Source organism: Azospirillum sp. UENF 112521 (assembly GCF_058780665.1).
Genome location: NZ_JBSNCI010000005.1, coordinates 769,313 through 786,074, shown reverse-complemented (window position 1 = coordinate 786,074; position 16,762 = coordinate 769,313). Strand labels below are relative to the sequence as shown.

General features: G+C 66.6%; 10 protein-coding genes. 2 read left to right on the top strand and 8 right to left on the bottom strand.

The window, feature by feature from the left end; genetic code table 11:
• Positions 1 to 207: 207 nt before the first annotated feature.
• Together pflB and pflA are read left to right on the top strand one after the other, a co-directional pair.
• Positions 208 to 2,493, top strand: coding sequence for a formate C-acetyltransferase (gene pflB / locus ACWPN8_RS28250; protein ID WP_492243155.1), 2,286 nt, complete (start codon positions 208 to 210; stop codon positions 2,491 to 2,493).
• Between the two features lie 88 nt (positions 2,494 to 2,581).
• The gene (gene pflA, locus ACWPN8_RS28245; protein ID WP_492243154.1) at positions 2,582 to 3,343 is read left to right on the top strand and encodes a pyruvate formate-lyase-activating protein; all 762 of its coding nucleotides are present in this window, start codon (positions 2,582 to 2,584) and stop codon (positions 3,341 to 3,343) included.
• A gap of 22 nt (positions 3,344 to 3,365) precedes the next feature.
• On the opposite strand, the gene ACWPN8_RS28240 is transcribed toward pflA, so the two are convergent.
• From ACWPN8_RS28240 to nifJ, 8 genes are all read right to left on the bottom strand, one after another.
• The gene (locus ACWPN8_RS28240; RefSeq protein WP_492243153.1) at positions 3,366 to 4,892 is read right to left on the bottom strand and encodes an FAD-binding oxidoreductase; all 1,527 of its coding nucleotides are present in this window, start codon (positions 4,890 to 4,892) and stop codon (positions 3,366 to 3,368) included.
• Between the two features lie 83 nt (positions 4,893 to 4,975).
• The gene (locus ACWPN8_RS28235; RefSeq protein ID WP_492243152.1) at positions 4,976 to 6,094 is read right to left on the bottom strand and encodes a serine hydrolase domain-containing protein; all 1,119 of its coding nucleotides are present in this window, start codon (positions 6,092 to 6,094) and stop codon (positions 4,976 to 4,978) included.
• A gap of 103 nt (positions 6,095 to 6,197) precedes the next feature.
• Positions 6,198 to 7,277, bottom strand: coding sequence for a LacI family DNA-binding transcriptional regulator (locus tag ACWPN8_RS28230; RefSeq protein ID WP_492243151.1), 1,080 nt, complete (start codon positions 7,275 to 7,277; stop codon positions 6,198 to 6,200).
• A 34-nt stretch (positions 7,278 to 7,311) separates the two neighbouring features.
• Positions 7,312 to 7,608: a hypothetical protein gene (locus tag ACWPN8_RS28225; protein WP_109453314.1), complete on the bottom strand. Its 297-nt coding sequence runs from the start codon at positions 7,606 to 7,608 to the stop codon at positions 7,312 to 7,314.
• 66 nt (positions 7,609 to 7,674) lie between these two features.
• Positions 7,675 to 9,180 (bottom strand): tagaturonate reductase, encoded by a 1,506-nt coding sequence (locus ACWPN8_RS28220; protein ID WP_492243150.1) that lies wholly within the window; start codon positions 9,178 to 9,180, stop codon positions 7,675 to 7,677.
• Between the two features lie 244 nt (positions 9,181 to 9,424).
• The gene (locus tag ACWPN8_RS28215) at positions 9,425 to 10,714 is read right to left on the bottom strand and encodes a DUF2254 domain-containing protein (protein ID WP_492243149.1); all 1,290 of its coding nucleotides are present in this window, start codon (positions 10,712 to 10,714) and stop codon (positions 9,425 to 9,427) included.
• 234 nt (positions 10,715 to 10,948) lie between these two features.
• The gene (gene nhaA, locus ACWPN8_RS28210) at positions 10,949 to 12,154 is read right to left on the bottom strand and encodes a Na+/H+ antiporter NhaA (protein WP_109451812.1); all 1,206 of its coding nucleotides are present in this window, start codon (positions 12,152 to 12,154) and stop codon (positions 10,949 to 10,951) included.
• 317 nt (positions 12,155 to 12,471) lie between these two features.
• Entirely contained in the window at positions 12,472 to 16,071 is a 3,600-nt protein-coding gene (gene nifJ / locus ACWPN8_RS28205) for a pyruvate:ferredoxin (flavodoxin) oxidoreductase (protein ID WP_492243148.1), read from the bottom strand.
• Positions 16,072 to 16,762 lie beyond the last annotated feature (691 nt).

The window sequence follows — 16,762 nt, the reverse complement described above, 5'->3', positions numbered from 1 at the left end:
TGTAGTAAAACTACAGAGCGGGCGCAACGCACGGCATCGGTCATCGCATCGACCGCCCCGCGCCCGGTCTGAAAATATGACGTGTATCAACGAATCCGGCGCCGATTGCGCCTATGCTTCCAATCGTCCCGCGCGGTTCGCGGGCACCACGAGACCGCCGACACGGCCATTGACCCGCGCCGACGGCTATATCTCTGAGGAGTCATCATGGACACCCTGCTGATGGACGGACTTGCCCAGGCCACGGAGCAGCAGTCCGCCGCCGACCCCTGGCGCGGCTTCGCCCCGGGCGTCTGGCGCCGCTCGGTCGACGTCCGCGATTTCATCCAGCGCAACCTGACCCCCTATGAAGGGGACGCGGGCTTCGTCGCCGGTCCCACCGCCCGCACCACCGCGCTGTTCGCCAAGGTCACCGACCTGCTGAAGCAGGAACGCGCCGCCAAGGGCGGCGTTCTGGACGCCGACACCGAAGTCTTCGCCTCGATCACCTCGCACGCCGCCGGCTATATCGACCGCGAGCTGGAAGTGATCGTCGGCCTGCAGACCGACAAGCCGCTGAAGCGCGCCATCATGCCGTTCGGCGGCTGGCGCATGGTCAAGACCGGGCTGGAGGCCTATGGCTACACCCCGTCGCCGAAGCTGGAGGAGGTGTTCCCGGTCCTGCGCAAGACGCACAATGACGGCGTGTTCGATGTCTACACGCCCGAGATGCTGCGCTGCCGCAAGTCCGGCGTCATCACCGGCCTGCCCGACGCCTATGGCCGTGGCCGCATCATCGGCGACTATCGCCGGCTGGCGCTGTACGGCGCCGATTTCCTGATCAAGGACAAGAAGGCCCAGCTGGCCTCGCTGGAAGTCAGCCGGATCGACGAGGACGTGCTGCGCCTGCGCGAGGAGATCTCCGAGCAGATCCGCGCGCTGAAGGAGCTGGTCGAGATGGCCGCCTCCTACGGCTTCGACGTCAAGCGCCCGGCCGCCTCCGCGCGGGAAGCCGTGCAGTGGACCTATCTGGCCTATCTGGCGGCGGTCAAGGAAGCCAACGGTGCCGCCATGTCGCTGGGCCGGGTGTCCAGCTTCCTCGACATCTACGTCGAGCGCGACCTCAAGGACGGCGTCATCACCGAGGCGGAAGCCCAGGAGATGATCGACCATTTCGTCATGAAGCTGCGTCTGGTCCGCTTCCTGCGCACGCCGGAATACGACCAGCTGTTCTCGGGCGACCCGACCTGGGTGACGGAATGCCTGGGCGGCATGGGGCTGGACGGCCGGACGCTGGTCAGCAAGACCAACTTCCGCATGCTGCAGACCCTGCACAACCTGGGCCCGGCGCCGGAACCGAACCTGACGGTGCTGTGGTCGGAGAAGCTGCCGGATGGCTTCAAGCGCTTCTGCGCCGACACCTCGATCAAGACCTGCTCGGTCCAGTACGAGAGCGACGATTTGATGCGCGGCTATTGGGGCGACGATTACGGCATCGCCTGCTGCGTGTCGGCCATGCGCATCGGCAAGCAGATGCAGTTCTTCGGCGCCCGCGCCAATCTGGCCAAGACGCTGATGTACGCCATCAACGGCGGCAAGGACGAGGTTTCGGGCGAGCAGATCGCCCCGGCCTACGCGCCCATCACCGGCGACGTGCTGGACTATGACGAGGTCATGGCCCGCTTCGAGCCGATGATGGAGTGGCTGGCCAAGGTCTACATGAACGCGCTGAACGCCATCCACTACATGCACGACAAGTACATGTACGAGCGGATGGAGATGGCATTCCACGACCGCGACATCCTGCGCACCATGGCCTGCGGCATCGCCGGCCTCAGCGTGGTGGCCGACAGCCTGTCGGCGATCAAGCACGCCAAGGTGAAGGTGATCCGCGACGCCAACGGCCTCGCCACCGATTTCGAGATCGACGGCGACTATCCGGCCTTCGGCAACAACGACGCCCGGGTCGACGACATCGCGGTGTGGGCGGTCGAGCGCTTCATGACGGCGCTGCGCAAGCAGAAGCCCTACCGCAACGCCATGCCGACCCAGTCGGTGCTGACGATCACCTCCAACGTGGTCTACGGCAAGAAGACCGGCAACACGCCGGACGGCCGCAAGGCCGGCCAGCCCTTCGCGCCGGGCGCCAACCCGATGCATGGGCGGGACAAGAAGGGCGCCATCGCCTCGATGGCCAGCGTGGCGAAGCTGCCCTACGCCCATGCGCAGGACGGCATCAGCTACACCTTCACCATCGTCCCCGGCGCCCTCGGCCGGACCGAAGACGAGCGGGTGAGCAATCTGGTCGGCATGCTGGACGGCTATGCCGCCCAGGGCGGCCACCACATCAACGTCAACGTCTTCGACCGCGAGACGCTGCTGCACGCCATGGATCATCCGGAGCTGTATCCGCAGCTGACCATCCGGGTGTCCGGCTATGCCGTGAACTTCATCAAGCTGACGCGCGAGCAGCAGCTCGACGTCATCAGCCGGACGTTCCACGACAAGCATTGAGGGCTGTTCCACTCATCCCGGTAAAATCCCCTCTCCCCCCTGGGGAGAGGGGGATATCCGGGCACAGAGTTTTAAAATTGGATCGGTTATGACATCCCCCCTCCCCCAAACCCGCCCCGGCTCCGTTTCCGGCTGGATCCATTCGGTCGAGACCGGCGGCACGGTGGACGGGCCGGGGATCCGCTATGTGCTGTTCATGTCGGGGTGCCCGCTGCGCTGCCTCTACTGCCACAACCCCGACACCCAGCACATGCATGACGGGACGCGGACGACCTCCGCGGAGGTGCTCGACGACATCGCGCTCTACGCCACCTTCCTGCAGCGCGCCCATGGCGGATTGACGCTGAGCGGCGGCGAGCCGCTGGTGCAGCCGGAATTCACCGCCGCCATCCTGCGCGGGGCGAAGGCGCTGGGGCTGCACACCGCCCTCGACACCTCCGGCTTCCTCGGCAACCATGCCGACGACCATCTGCTGGAGGACGTCGACCTCGTCCTGCTCGACATCAAGGCCTTTTCGGAGAAGACCTACCGCCATCTGACCGGCGTTCCGTTGCGCCCGACGCTGGAATTCGCCGAACGGCTGGCCGGGCTGAACAAGCGCATCTGGCTGCGCTACGTGCTGGTTCCCAACCTGACCGACGACGCGGCCGAGATCGACGGGCTGGCTGAGTTCGTCGCCGGGCTGGGCGTGGTCGACCGGGTCGATGTGCTGCCCTTCCACAAGATGGGCGAACACAAATGGAAGGCGTTGGGGCGCAAATACATGCTGACCGACACCGAACCGCCGTCGCGCGAACTGGTGGAACGGGTGCGCAAACAGTTCCAGGCGCAGGGGCTGCGGGCCGACTGACCCGCAACCCTGGCCTGGAACGTTACGCCGGGCGGATCGCCTGGGCGAAGGTGAACAGCATGGTCGGGTCGACCGCCTTCTTCACCTCGGCCAGCTTGGCGAGATTCTCGCCGTAATAGGCCCGCTGCCAGTCGGCCAGCGACGGATCGGGGAAGTTCTGGAACGCCCCTTGCGCTCTGGTCCGGCGGTTCACGTCGTCATAAAAGCGCTGCTGCCACTCCAGCGCCTGCTCGACAAGCAGCACCGAATCCGTCGGCCGCCACCAGTTGGCCTCGACCGAGAACAGCCAGTCATAGCCGCGGTGGACATAGGCGGTCTCCGTCGGGCCGACGCGGTTGATGGCGCCGCCGACCTGGAAGAACTTGAAGGCGACCGGCATCGAGGTGGCGGGCATCCTGGCCGCCCAGTCGAACATTGCGGCGATGGCCTCGTCGCCGATGTCCGCCGCCTTCATGTAGCTGGATTTTTCCTGGTAATAATAGGGGAAGGTCGTCTCGGTCAGGAAATCCTGCCCCGTCCAGTAGGGCACATTCTCCTCAAGCTTGGACTGGCTCCAGTCGATCGACTCCCAGGTGGATTTGAAGATTTCCTTCAGCGTCGTCTTGGATTTGTGCAGCTGGCCGAGGATCGACAGCTTCAGCGGCACGTTGGCGCAGCGCTCCTGCCAGCTCGGGATGGTGACGTTGATCTTGCTGCCGAACTCGTCGGGCGCCGCCGCCAGTTCGGTCAGCAGGAGCTTCAGGATTTTCGGCAGATCCTTGTTGGTCCAGACCAGATTGAACACCGTCACCGGCTCCGCCGGGCGGGTTTCCAGGGTGAAGGAGGTGTTGATGCCGAAATTCCCGCCGGCACCGCCGCGGCAGGCCCAGTAGAGGGCGGATTCGCTATCCGCATTGGCATTCACATGGCTGCCGTCGGCCTTGACCAGCTCCGTTCCCCGCAGCAGATCGGACGCCATGCCGAACTTGCGCATGTTGAAGCCGATGCCGCCGCCGAGCAGGAAGCCGGCCGCACCGACCGAATCGCAGCGCCCATGGGTGATGGTGCGGCCCAGCCGCTCCATCTGCTTGTAGACGTAGGAATTCAGCGTGCCGCCCAGCACCCTGACCAGCCCGTCGGAGCCCTTCACCGGCTCCGCCCCGGCCATCAGCGTCATGTCGATCAGCAGGCCGGGCGTGGTGGAGAAGCCGGCGTAATTGTGGCCTCCTGACCGCACGGCGAAGGGCATGGCCTGCTGCTTCACCCAGGCGATGCAGGCCTGGACATCCTCCGGCCGCGAGCAGCGGGCGATGCCGGCCGGCAGGGTGGCGCCATAGCGCAGGTTGTTGGGCCGGCAGATATCGGCGAAGAACGGATCCTCCGGCCGCAGCACCCCGCCCTTCACCCCCTTCGCCAGATCTGACCAAGCGGACGGCGGCGGGCAATAGGCCGCGCCCGCCTCCGCAGCGAAAGCGGAACCCGGCATGAGCCGGACCGCGGCGGCGGCACCGGCGAACCGGCCGGCTCCGACGAGAAAATTGCGACGGGAAGCATGCAGTCCGAGCGCCATGGGCCTGTCCACCCTGCTTAATAAGTTGTGTTTTTCTACATTTACTATCCTATTGATAATAATAATCGTCAACCGCAGCCGGCTCAGGGGCCGAACACCTCCTCGGCCACCGCATCCAGCAGGGCATCGTCGCTCTGCTGGTTGCCGTTCGTCAGGAAGATCAGCGCGGTGCGGCGGTCGGGGTAATAGCGGACATCGGCCTCGAACCCGTCATAGCGCCCGTCATGGCCGGCGCCGCGTCCCCAGCTGTCCTTCCACAGCGCCACCCCCAGCCCCTGCCCGTCCTCATTCTCCGACGGGGTCAGCATGCGGCGGACGGTCGCCGCCCCCAGCAGCCGGTTGTCGCGGAACAGGGCGAAGACGAAGCGTTCCAGATCGCCGGCGGTGGTGACCAGCGGCCCGTCGCCGGTGGTCGCCGCCCAGGACCGCCGGCTGACGTCGCCCTCCTCGGTGTAGCCATGGGCGAGGCTGCGGTCACGCGGATCGGCCCCGACGCTGGTCGAGGCCATTCCGGCCCGCTCCAGCACGCGGGTCCGCAGAACCTGCGCGAAGGGAACGCCGTCGCGCCGCGACGCGATGTGGCCGAGCAGGACATAGTTGCTGTTGGAGTATTCGTAATGCCCGCCGACCGGACCGGTCGCCTTCTCCCCCGCCGCATAGGCGAGCAGGGTGCCGTCGCGCGGCAGCCGTTCCGGCCTGGCCGCCTCATCCGCCTTATAGGCGTCGGTGATGTAATCGGGAATGCCCGAGCTGTGGTCGAGCAGATGGACCAGACGCGCCCGGTTGGCGTTGGCGATCCTGTCGAGCGGCAGGTCGGAAGCCAGTTCCCGCACCGGCTGGTCGAGCGAGAGCAGCCCCTCCTCCACCTGTTGCAGCACGGCGGCGGCGGTCGCCATTTTGCCGACGGAGGCGACGTAGAAGCGGGTGTCTTCCGTCACCGGCCGTCCGCCCTTGCGGTCGGCGATGCCGGACACCACCAGCCGCCGCCCGTCCGGCCCCGACACCAGCAGGATGCCGCCGTCCAACTCCTCGTCGGCCAGGAAACGGTCGAGCAGCCGTTGTAACCGGTCGGGCTTGGCGGCTGCCGCTTCGGAGAATGGGATCGCCAGGGCCAACAGCAGCACCAGTCCCGGCATCAGCCGGCGCAACCGCCCGGTGCGGCCGGAAAAGCCGCCGGTATCGTCCCGTCCTTGCGTCCGCATGCACCCTGCCCCCGTCCAGTGAGCGGCTCGGCGGGATTACGCCGAAAGCCATAGCTGGAATCGAGGGTATGACTCGCAATCGGGAAACGGCAAGGCGCGGACGTCAGCGCTTCGCTGCCGGCCCATCCACCACCGGCCGGGTGCTGCCGCGGACCACCAGTTCGCAGTCGAGATTGTGGTGCTTCGGCGTGACGCGGACACCGTCGAGCGCCGCCAGGATCTGCGTGGCGCTGAGGCGGCCGATCTCACGCTGGGGCGGGCGGACGGTGGTCAGCGGCGGCGGGCAGGAACTGCTGAAGGGAAGGTCGCCGAATCCCACCACCGCCAGATCGTCCGGCACCTTCAGGTCGCGGCGGGTGACCTCGAACAGCACGCCCAGAGCCAGCGCGTCGTTGGAGCAGACGACGCCGTCGATGTCGGAATGGCGGGTCAGGATCTCGTCGATCAGCCAGCGCCCGACCTCCGTCGTCGCGGCGTCGGGAACGGTGAAGTCGATGGGATCGTGCAGGCCGCGGCGCATCACCTCGGCCTCGTAGCCGTCGGTGCGGCTGCGGACGCGCAGATCCTGGTGGGCGGCGGCGCCGATGTAGGCGACCTTGCGGCTGCCCTGGTCGTAGAGGTGGCTGGTCTGCATGCGGCCGACCTCGAAATGCGAGAAGCCGACGCTGATGTTGACCGCCTCGCCGGGGTGGCCGGGCATGTCCCACATCTCCACCACCGGCACGCCGCAGGAGGCCAGCATGGCGCGCGTCCGTTCGGTGTGATGGAAGCCGGTCACCACCATCGCCGCCGGCGACCAGGCGAGGAAGGCGCGGATCAGGCTTTCCTCCTCCTCCGGGCTGAACTCGCTGACGCCGAGCAGGGTCTGGTAATGCGCCGCCTGGAACATGCCCTGGAGCGTGTTGTAGGTCTCGGCGAAGAAGGAATTCAGGATGGACGGCAGGATGACGCCGACGGTGCGGCTGCGCGCGGCGGCGAGGCTGCCGGCGACCAGATTGGGCACATAGCCCATCTCGTCGATCACCCGCGCGATGCGTTCGGCGAGATGGCGGGACACCGCCTCCGGCCGGCGGAGATAGAGCGAGACGGTGCTGGCCGACACATCGGCGGCGGTGGCCACGTCGGTCATCGTCACCCGCTGGGTGCCGCGGCGTGTCCGCTTCCTGGTTTCGGTCGTCTGCATCGTCGGTCTTCCTCACGCATCGGAGTGCGGCGTTTCAGTGCCGCGTCGGCGGGTCGGCAAGAGCCAGTTCGGACAGCGCCAGGATCGCGTCGTGAACGAGCTGATAGGCGGCCTCGATCCGGCCGAGCGCCGGATCGCAATCCTCCCCGCTGTCACGCGTCTCCTGGCGCACCGCCCGGAACAGGCTCAACGCCTCACGCCCGATGATCCTATGGCTTGCCCACAGACCGCAATCCTCTTGCAGTGCGAGCGGGATATGCAACAGGCGATGGCGCAGCACGGCCGCGTCAAGCTCCAGTTCGGCGATACGCCGGCTGAGAAGGGGTGTCATCGATGTCATGCCTTCGGGGCGCGCCCCGATGGACGCGCCCCGCTTTCCCACAATAAAGCTGCCGGATCAGCCGGCGACCAGATCGGCCATGGCGGCCTTCATGCCCTTCGCCTCGATGGCGGCGAGGCTGTCGGCCACCCGCGCGGCGAGGCCGGGGACGGCGGTCAGATCCTCCTTCCACAGGCGGACGTCGGACAGGACGGCGGCAACCAGCGCCTTCGGATCGCTGCCGTTGGCCGCCCAGGCGGCGCTCATGGCGGCGATCACCTCGGCATTGTCGCTGATCGGGTAGGACCCGGCCTCGCGCGTGCCGGCATAGGCGCCGCCGGACAGCTCGCCGCGGTAGAAGCGCAACAGCGCCGCCAGCGAGAAGGACAGGCCGGCCGGAGCCGAGCCGTTGCGGGCCACCGCGTCCTTCAGGCTGGGCAGGACGCGCACCTGCCACTTCGACACCGAGTTCAGCGTGATCGAGATCAGCTCGTGCCGGATATAGGGATTGCCGAAGCGCTCCATGATGGTGCGGGCGTAATCCTGGCGCTCGGCCTCCGGCAAGGGCACGTAGGGGACGATCTCCTCGAACATCACTGTGTTCAGGTAGGCCGAGACGGTCGGGTCGTCCATCATCGACTTGACGGTGTCGAGCCCGGCGCAATAGGCGGCCAGCGCACTGGCGGTGTGGGCGCCGTTCAGGATGCGGACCTTGCGGGTGCGGTAGGGCTGGAGATCGTCAGTCCACACCACGTTCAGGCCGGCCTTGTGCAGCGGCAGCTCGTCCGCCAGATGGGCCGGCCCCTCGATCACCCAGACATGGAAGGGCTCGGCGGCGACGGCCAGCTTGTCCTCATAGCCCCACTTGGCGCTGAGCGCCGCGGCCTCGTCCTTTGGGTAGCCGGGGACGATGCGGTCGACCAGCGTGTTCAGGAAGTGGTTGTGCGTCTCGATCCAGTCGGCGAAGCCGGCCTCCAGGCCCCAGCGCTTGGCGTGGGCGAGGACGATGCGCTTCAGGTTGGTGCCGTTGGCTTCGATCAGCTCGCAGGGCAGGAAGACCAGACCGCTGTCGGCGCTGCCGCCCAGCGCCGTGTAGCGGGCATGCAGCAGGGCCGCGACCTTGGCCGGGAAGCTGTCCGGGCAGGTGCCGGGCGCATAGGCTTCCTCACGGTCGGCGATGCCGGCCTCGGTGGTGTTGGAGACGAAGAAGCGCAGCGCCGGCGACACGGCCAGCTCGACCATCCGTGCCCAGTCTGCATAGGGGTTCAGCGCTTCCGACACGCAGGAGACGACGCGGCGGGATTCGACCTCCTGCCCGTTCTCGATGCCGCGCAGCAGGACGGTGTAGAGGTTGTCCTGCGCCTTCAGCAGCGGTGCGATGCCCTGGTCCAGCGGCTGGGCGATGGCGACGCCGGCCTTGGTCAGTCCCTGCCCGTTGGCGACATCGACCATCCAATCGACGAAGCCGCGCAGGAAATTGCCGTCCCCCACCTGGAGAATGGTCACGGGCAGGGTTGGGGCGCCGTCGGTGTGGGCGACGTCGAACGCGCCGCCGGCAAGCTGGTCACGGGTCAGGAAACGCATGACTGGGCATCCTTGAGGGGAGCTGAAAATCCGGGCCCGGCGCCAGGAGGGCAAGCACGGGCGATGAGTTCAATATACTAATATATTAATGGGCGGAGCAAGGGGAAAAGGGTGCGGCATTTACACCGCGCCCCTCATGCTGCGCTTCACCGTTCCCGCTTCAGCCTTCCCTGGGTCCAGACAGGTTTCCGCGCAAGGAAGTGCCCGAGCCTCTACCGTTCGATGAGCGGGTACGGCTTCATAGTCAGCACGAAAGACGGTCGCGGGCCTGTCGGCAGCGCTCTTTTAGAATCCTAAGGTCCCGATCGATGGAGATTGTCTGCTCACCCGTCGCCAGCACGGAGTCGAGCTGCTCAAGCAGCGGGCCCCGCATCTCCTCCGCATGAACCCGTGCCGCAAGCTCTCCGAGCGCCTCCGCCAGCCGGATCAAGATCGCCGGACTGCCGCTGCCTCCCTGCCGGATCTGATCGAAAGCGGCGCCGACGAAGCTGTCATAGTCCGGAATGTTCCTGATGACACGGACCACTCCGTCACCGTCGCGCAACACCGATGGTTCGAGCCCGCGGCCGAAGATATGCGCGAGCGCGGCGGACAGGTTGTCGATCACAGCAAGAGCGGTAAACACGTCGTTGATGCCCGGAAACAAGGCCCGGGTCGCGATCTCCACCAACTGACGAATGCCGAACTCCACATCCTGGGTGGGTGTGCGCTCCGGCCCGACGATGAAGGCGGAGCGGATGGCCCGGCAAAAGTCGTCCGTGCAGGCTTCCGGCGGATAGACGGCGATATGCTCGCCACCGCCGATCATGAAATGTCCGGGTCGGACCTCTATCCGAACGACGGCATCCGCCCGTCGGGCCGCGGTAACAAGCGCCTCCGCATCGAGCGTTTGGATATAGCCGTCCTGATGCAGGGCGAGCCACGTGAAATCCGTTCCGGGGCTTTCGGCTGGGATCGGCGGTTCGGCCTTTTCGGGAAGCAGGGCATCCACCATCCTGCACAGTTCCGACGCCACGTTCTGCACCACGTTGTCGTAGATGATCGACCGGGCAAGACTGTGGACGTAATAGAGGAGCACGAACAGGCAAAGGGTGGTGAGACCGGTCCCCACGCTCACCGCCAAATGCGGGACGCTGTCGATCCGCTCCCCGTCCATGGTACGGAACACCACCAGCAGGTAAACGATGTCCGCAAGGAAGAGGCCAAGCACGCCCTGCGTCGTACGATCCTGAATGAAGGTGCGGATCAAACGCGGACCGATCTGGCCGGCCGCCAGCGTCAGCACGACCATGGTGATCGAGACCACCAGAGAGGTCATCGTGATCATGCCGGACAGCAGCGCGGACAGCAATTGACGGGCGCTATCAATGTCTCCGGCATAGATCAGCCAATATTCGCCGGCATTGCTGATGATGCCCCGCCCCCAGGACAACAGGAGGACGGCCAGTCCGAACCCGGCGCACCCCATCAGGACCGGCACCAGCCAGAGGCTTGTACGAACGATCTCCCAGTAATGACGAATCCTGTCGTTCATTGGCGCTCCCGTGACAAGGCCGTCTATGTCCGGGGTTGCAAACACCTCACGATAAGAAACGGCCCGGCGGAGGATGGGTCGGCTCCGCGCAAACGGCGCCATGAACGTCATCGGGGCGGCGGCAGGCTGCCACAGCAGGCCCGAGGCGACGGCATGGTGCGACCACCGATCACACTCCAGGGCGGAGCGGGGCCCCTCCACCTCATGCGATGGAGGGGCGGACGGCATGGTGGATCAGGCGGCCCCCGTCATCGGCCGGATTTCCCGGTGAGCGAAGCGCAGCAGAACGGCTCCGGCCGTCGCCGAGAGGAGCGAGCCGGCGAATACGCCGACCTTGACCGCATCCCCAAGCTCCGGCGAGGTCGGAAAGGCAAGCGCGCCGATGAACAGGCTCATGGTGAAGCCAATGCCGCACAGCAGAGCCACGCCGAAGAGCTGGACGGTCGAGGCATCCGCCGGCATGTCGGCAAAGCCCAGTCTCACGGTGATCCAAGCGGTACCGAACACACCGACCATCTTGCCCAGGAACAGGCCGAGGGCGATGCCCAACGGCAGAGGCTCGGTCAGGATCGAGGCCTCCATGCCGGCAAAGGACACGCCGGCGTTGGCGAAACCGAAGAGCGGCACGATGAAGAACGCAACCCAGCCATGGATGCCGTGCTCCAGCCGGTGAAGCGGCGAGTGCATGTCATCCGGCCGGCCCGGGGCCGGGCGCAGCGGGATGGTCAGCGCCAGGGCGACACCGGCCAGCGTCGCGTGGATGCCGGAGGCCAGCACGGCCCCCCATAGCCCGGCACCGAGGATCAGGTAGGGCCAAAGCTTTTCGACTCCGGCCCGGTTCAGGAGAACAAGCACGGCCAGAATGGCCGCTGCGATGCCGAGCGCCGTCAGCGACAGCTCCGCCGTGTAGAACAGCGCGATGATGACGACGGCGCCGAGGTCGTCGATGATGGCGAGAGCCGTCAGGAAAATCTTCAGCGATGTCGGAACGCGGGGCCCCAGCAGGGACAACACTCCCAAGGCGAAGGCAATGTCCGTCGCGGTGGGAATGGCCCAGCCGCTCATGGTTTCCGGATTGCCGCGGTTGAATGCCACATAGATGAGAGCGGGAAACAGCATGCCGCCCGCCGCCGCCAGGCCGGGCAGGATGCGGCGCGACCATGTGGAGAGCTGGCCATCCAGCATCTCGCGTTTGATCTCCAGGCCCACGAGCAGGAAGAAGACCGCCATCAGACCGTCATTGATCCAATGCCCGATGCTCAATCCAAGCACATAGGAATGAAGCGCCTGGAAATAAACGGTGGACAACGGAGAATTCGCGACAACAAGAGCAGCAGCGGCGGCTCCCATCAGGAGCAAGCCACCAGCGGTTTCGCTCTCCAGAAATTCCCTGAAAACGGAAAGTGGTCGATTGCGGATATGGGTTTTCCTATCCGTCATGTATCTTAATCTCCATGCGATGTTCGCAATGACAGTTACCACAGGCAGGCAATTGTTACTGCGGGAAATCGCCCGGATTCTGGCTATGGCGTGGCAGGTTCCCGTGCTCGGCTTCGGTGCCTCTGCGGACCGGTGGACAGGAACAAAGGAAAGGCTGCCGACGGATGGCGGCAGAGCGGTCCTGCGGCGGACCGGACAGGTGAACCGGCATTCTGACCGCGCGCGGCCATTCCGGATCCACCGTCATGGCCGTCCACGGTTCAACTGGAAGCGCCCCCTTCAAGCAAGCGGAGAAACTGGCGCAAGGGGGCGGGGTATCACTCCTTGAACCCCGCCATATGCTCGAACAGGTGGCGCTTGCGGCGGATCTCCGCCTCGGCTTCGTCCAGCAGGGCGTGGAAGCGCTCCGGGTTGGCCCGCTCCACCGCGCTGAAGCGGGATTCGCCGGCCATGAAGGCGGCGAGGCCAGCCGATGGGGCGCCGCTGTCCAGTTGCAGGGCAGTCTTGCCCTCGGCCAGCCGCTGCGGGTCGCGGCGGTAGAGCGACCAGTGGCCGCTGTCCACCGCCAGCTTCTGATGCTCCAGCCCGTGCGACAGCTCGAAGCCGTGGGCGACGCAGTGGCTGTAGGCCAGCACCAGCGACGGGCCGCGATAGGCCTCGGCCTCCGTCAGGGCGTTCAGCGTGTGGCTGTCGCGGGCACCGAAGGCGGTGCGGGCGACATAGACATGGTCGTAGGCCATCGCCATCAGCCCCAGATCCTTCTTGGCCGCCGACCGGCCGGCGGTGGCGAACTTGGCCGAGGCGCCGATGGGCGTCGCCTTGGACTGCTGGCCGCCGGTGTTGGAATAGACCTCCGTGTCCATCACCAGGATGTTGATGTCGCGGCCCGAGGCCAGCGCATGGTCGAGCCCGCCATAGCCGATGTCGTAGGCCCAGCCGTCGCCGCCGACGATCCACACGCATTTGCGGACCAGATAGTCGGCCAGCTGCTCAAGCCGACGGGCCAGCGGGTCCTTCAGCGGTGCGAGCTGCGTCCTCAGCGTGACGACATGGGCGCGCTGGGCGGCGATGCCAGCGGCGTCGGTCTGGCCGGCCTCCAGCAGTTCGGTGACAAGACCGGGCTCCAGTTGAGCGGACAGCAGCGCCAGCGCGTCGCGCGCCTGTTCGGCCATGCCGTCGATGGCGACGCGCAGGCCGAGTCCGAACTCCGCATTGTCCTCGAACAGCGAGTTGGCCCAGGCCGGGCCGTGGCCGCTGGCGTCGGTGGTGTAGGGCGTGGTCGGCAGGTTGCCGCCATAGATCGACGAGCAGCCGGTGGCGTTCGCCATCACCATGCGGTCGCCGAACAGCTGGGTCAGCATCTTGATGTATGGGGTCTCGCCGCAGCCGGCGCAGGCGCCGGAGAACTCGAACAGCGGTTCCAGCAGTTGGCTGTGCTTGACGGTGACCGGCACCGACTCGCGCGGGATGGCGGGCAGGCCGCGGAAGAACTCGAAGGCTTCCTGCTGGCCGGCCAGCGCCTGGATGGGGCGCATCTCCAGCGCCTTGCGGCCGGAGCCGCTCTTGTCTTCCACCGGGCAGGCGGCGACGCACAGCGTGCAGCCGGTGCAGTCGGCCGGCGAGGCTTGCAGGCGGTAGCGCCCGCCGGGGAACTCGCGGCCCTTGTAGGGGATGGTCTCGAAGCAGTCCGGGGCACCGGCCAGTGCCGACTCCGGCACCACCGTGGCACGGATGGCGGCATGCGGGCAGACCAGCACGCACTTGTTGCACTCGATGCAGAGATCGGCGTTCCAGCCCGGCGCCTCCGCCGCGATGTTGCGGTGCTCATATTTCGAGGTGCCGGTCGGCCATGTGCCGTCGACCGGGAAGGCGGACACCGGCAGCCGGTCGCCATGGCCGGCGATCATCATGCCGGTGACCCGCTTGACGAAGTCGGGGGCGGTTTCCGGCACCGGGGCCGGGCGGCCATGGTCGGCGGTGACATGGTCGGGCACCGGGACCGGATGCAGATGGGCCAGCGCCTGATCGACGGCGGCGATGTTGCGCGCCACCAGCTCCTCGCCGCGGCGGGAGTATGTCTTGGCAATCGCCGCCTTGATCTCGGCGATGGCGTCGGCGACCGGCATGACGTTGGAGAGGGCGAAGAAGCAGGTCTGCATGATGGTGTTGACGCGGCGGCCGAGCCCGACCTCGCGGGCGACGGCGCCGGCGTCGATGGCGTGCAGGGACAGCCTGCGCTCGATGCAGAGGCGCTGGACCTCGGCCGGCAGGGCGTCCCACACCTGCTCGGGCGTGCCGGGGGCGTTCAACAGGAGGGTGGCGCCGGGGGCGGCCATCTCCGCCACCTCCACCCGCTCCATCAGCGGCAGATGGTGGCAGGCGACGAACTGGGCCTGCCCGATCAGGTAGGGCGCGCGGATCGGCTCCTTGGAAAAGCGCAGGTGCGACACGGTGGTCGAGCCGGACTTGCGGCTGTCATAGACGAAATAGGCCTGGGCATGGCCGCCGCTGCGCGACTGGATGATCTTGAGCGAGTTCTTGTTGGCGCCCACCGTGCCGTCGGCGCCGAGGCCGAAGAAGACGGCACGGGACACGCCCGGCTCCTCCACCGCCCAGCGCGGATCCCAGGGAATCGAGTGGTGGGTGACGTCGTCGGTGATGCCGACGGTGAAGCGGCGCTTCGGACGGTCGCGGCCCAGTTCGTCGAACACCGCCTTCGCCATGGCGGGGGTGAATTCCTTGGACGACAGGCCGTAGCGGCCCGCAACCACCATCGGATCGATGGCAGCGGGGTCGGCGGCGCGGGCTTCGGCCAAGGCGGCAACCACGTCGAGATAGAGCGGATCGGCGACGGCGCCGGGCTCCTTGGTGCGGTCGAGCACGGCGATGCGCCGCACCGTCGCCGGCAGGGCGGACACGAAATCGGCGATGGCGAAGGGACGGAACAGGCGGACGGTCAGGCAGCCGACCCGCTCCCCCTGCCCGACCAGCCGGTCCACCGTGCCGTTGCAGGTCTCCGCCCCAGACCCCATGACCACCACCACCCGCTCCGCCTGCGGATGGCCGTGATAGTCGAACAGGCGGTAGGCCCGGCCGGTGCGGGCGGCGAGCCGGTCCATCATCTCCTGCACGATGGCCGGGCAGGCGTCGTACCAGGGGTTGGCGGCCTCGCGCGCCTGGAAGAACACGTCGGGATTCTGCGCCGTGCCGCGCACGACCGGATGATCCGGCGTCAGGCCGCGGCGGCGGTGGGCATCGACGCAACCGTCATCGATCAGGGCGCGCAGATCATCGTCGGCGAGAGGCACGATGCAGTTGAACTCGTGCGAGGTGCGGAAGCCGTCGAAGAAATGCAGGAAGGGCACCCGCGCCCGCAAGGTGGCGGCATGGGCGACGAGCGCCAGATCGTGGGCCTCCTGCACGTTGGCCGAGGCCAGCATGGCGAAGCCGGTCTGACGGCAGGCCATCACGTCGGAATGGTCGCCGAAGATCGACAACGCATGGGTCGCCAGCGTGCGCGCCGCCACATGCATGCAGAAGGGCGTCAGCTCTCCGGCGATCTTGTACATGTTGGGGATCATCAGCAACAGGCCCTGCGACGCGGTGAAGGTCGTCGCCAGCGATCCCGCCTGCAGGGCGCCATGGACCGCCCCGGCCGCCCCGCCCTCCGACTGCATCTCCACCACCTGCGGCACGCTGCCCCACAGGTTGGGGCGGTGCGCCGCCGACCATTCGTCGGCGAATTCCCCCATCGGCGAGGATGGCGTGATGGGGTAGATCGCGATGACGTCGCTGGCGCGATAGGCCACGGAGGCCGCCGCCTCGTTGCCGTCCATGATGCGGGCCATCTTGGGGGCCATGTTGCGGACGGAAGAGACGGGCCTGAGGGGGGCGGTGGAGGTCGGGCTTTGGGTCATGCCGGAAAAATCCTTTGTGCTGGCGACAGTCGTCTCCCGAGGGGGGCGTCTTCGATGACGGGGCCGGCGGGTCTTTCAAAAGCCGGCGCGGGGTGCGGCAGAAAACGGCGGTCGACCAGGACGAATGGTCGGTCCGAAGCGGGCCGGACACATTGACGTCGGTCAGTCCGAAGCGGGATTTCCGGGTGCCGCTGCTCTGCGCTGCACAACTGTCTGATATATTACTTTTGCAAGGAAGGCCCCAGATTGTCGCAGTGCAGCAACGAACAAGATCCGAGCGTTTCCACAGAGATGGCAGCGGCATGGCGGCCGTCCTGCCATTGCCGGCGGGGCGGAAGCGGCGCGTAGGCCATTGATCCAGGTCATTTATGGCGAGCCGATGCTGTGGCTTCCTACGGGCGGATGAACCGGGCAGACCGGCCCGCCATTAAAATCCGAACAGCAAAACAGGCCTTTCAACTTTCAATGATATTGCACCGCAGCAAGTAACCGCTCTCGGGAAACGGGCTGGTTTTTGCTGCGACTGCGAAGAAATCAGCGCATCGCATCATTGGACTGCGACATTTTCGCAAGAGCCGAAGGCGGCACCGGAAAACCGCTTGCACCCAACACTGATATATTAATATAACTCCGTCAGCGATGCTCCCGCCCCTCTTGAAGCAGAGCGGAAGCGACCCATTCGCCCGGCACC

What these genes read in the sequence shown, in the direction of transcription:
- ACWPN8_RS28235 (WP_492243152.1), bottom strand. Translation starts at nt 6,094, where the DNA reads ATGCGGACGCAAGGACGGGACGATACCGGCGGCTTTTCCGGCCGCACC.
- pflA (WP_492243154.1), top strand. Translation starts at nt 2,582, where the DNA reads ATGACATCCCCCCTCCCCCAAACCCGCCCCGGCTCCGTTTCCGGCTGG.
- ACWPN8_RS28225 (WP_109453314.1), bottom strand. Translation starts at nt 7,608, where the DNA reads ATGACACCCCTTCTCAGCCGGCGTATCGCCGAACTGGAGCTTGACGCG.
- pflB (WP_492243155.1), top strand. Translation starts at nt 208, where the DNA reads ATGGACACCCTGCTGATGGACGGACTTGCCCAGGCCACGGAGCAGCAG.
- nhaA (WP_109451812.1), bottom strand. Translation starts at nt 12,154, where the DNA reads ATGACGGATAGGAAAACCCATATCCGCAATCGACCACTTTCCGTTTTC.
- ACWPN8_RS28215 (WP_492243149.1), bottom strand. Translation starts at nt 10,714, where the DNA reads ATGAACGACAGGATTCGTCATTACTGGGAGATCGTTCGTACAAGCCTC.
- ACWPN8_RS28240 (WP_492243153.1), bottom strand. Translation starts at nt 4,892, where the DNA reads ATGGCGCTCGGACTGCATGCTTCCCGTCGCAATTTTCTCGTCGGAGCC.
- ACWPN8_RS28230 (WP_492243151.1), bottom strand. Translation starts at nt 7,277, where the DNA reads ATGCAGACGACCGAAACCAGGAAGCGGACACGCCGCGGCACCCAGCGG.
- nifJ (WP_492243148.1), bottom strand. Translation starts at nt 16,071, where the DNA reads ATGACCCAAAGCCCGACCTCCACCGCCCCCCTCAGGCCCGTCTCTTCC.
- ACWPN8_RS28220 (WP_492243150.1), bottom strand. Translation starts at nt 9,180, where the DNA reads ATGCGTTTCCTGACCCGTGACCAGCTTGCCGGCGGCGCGTTCGACGTC.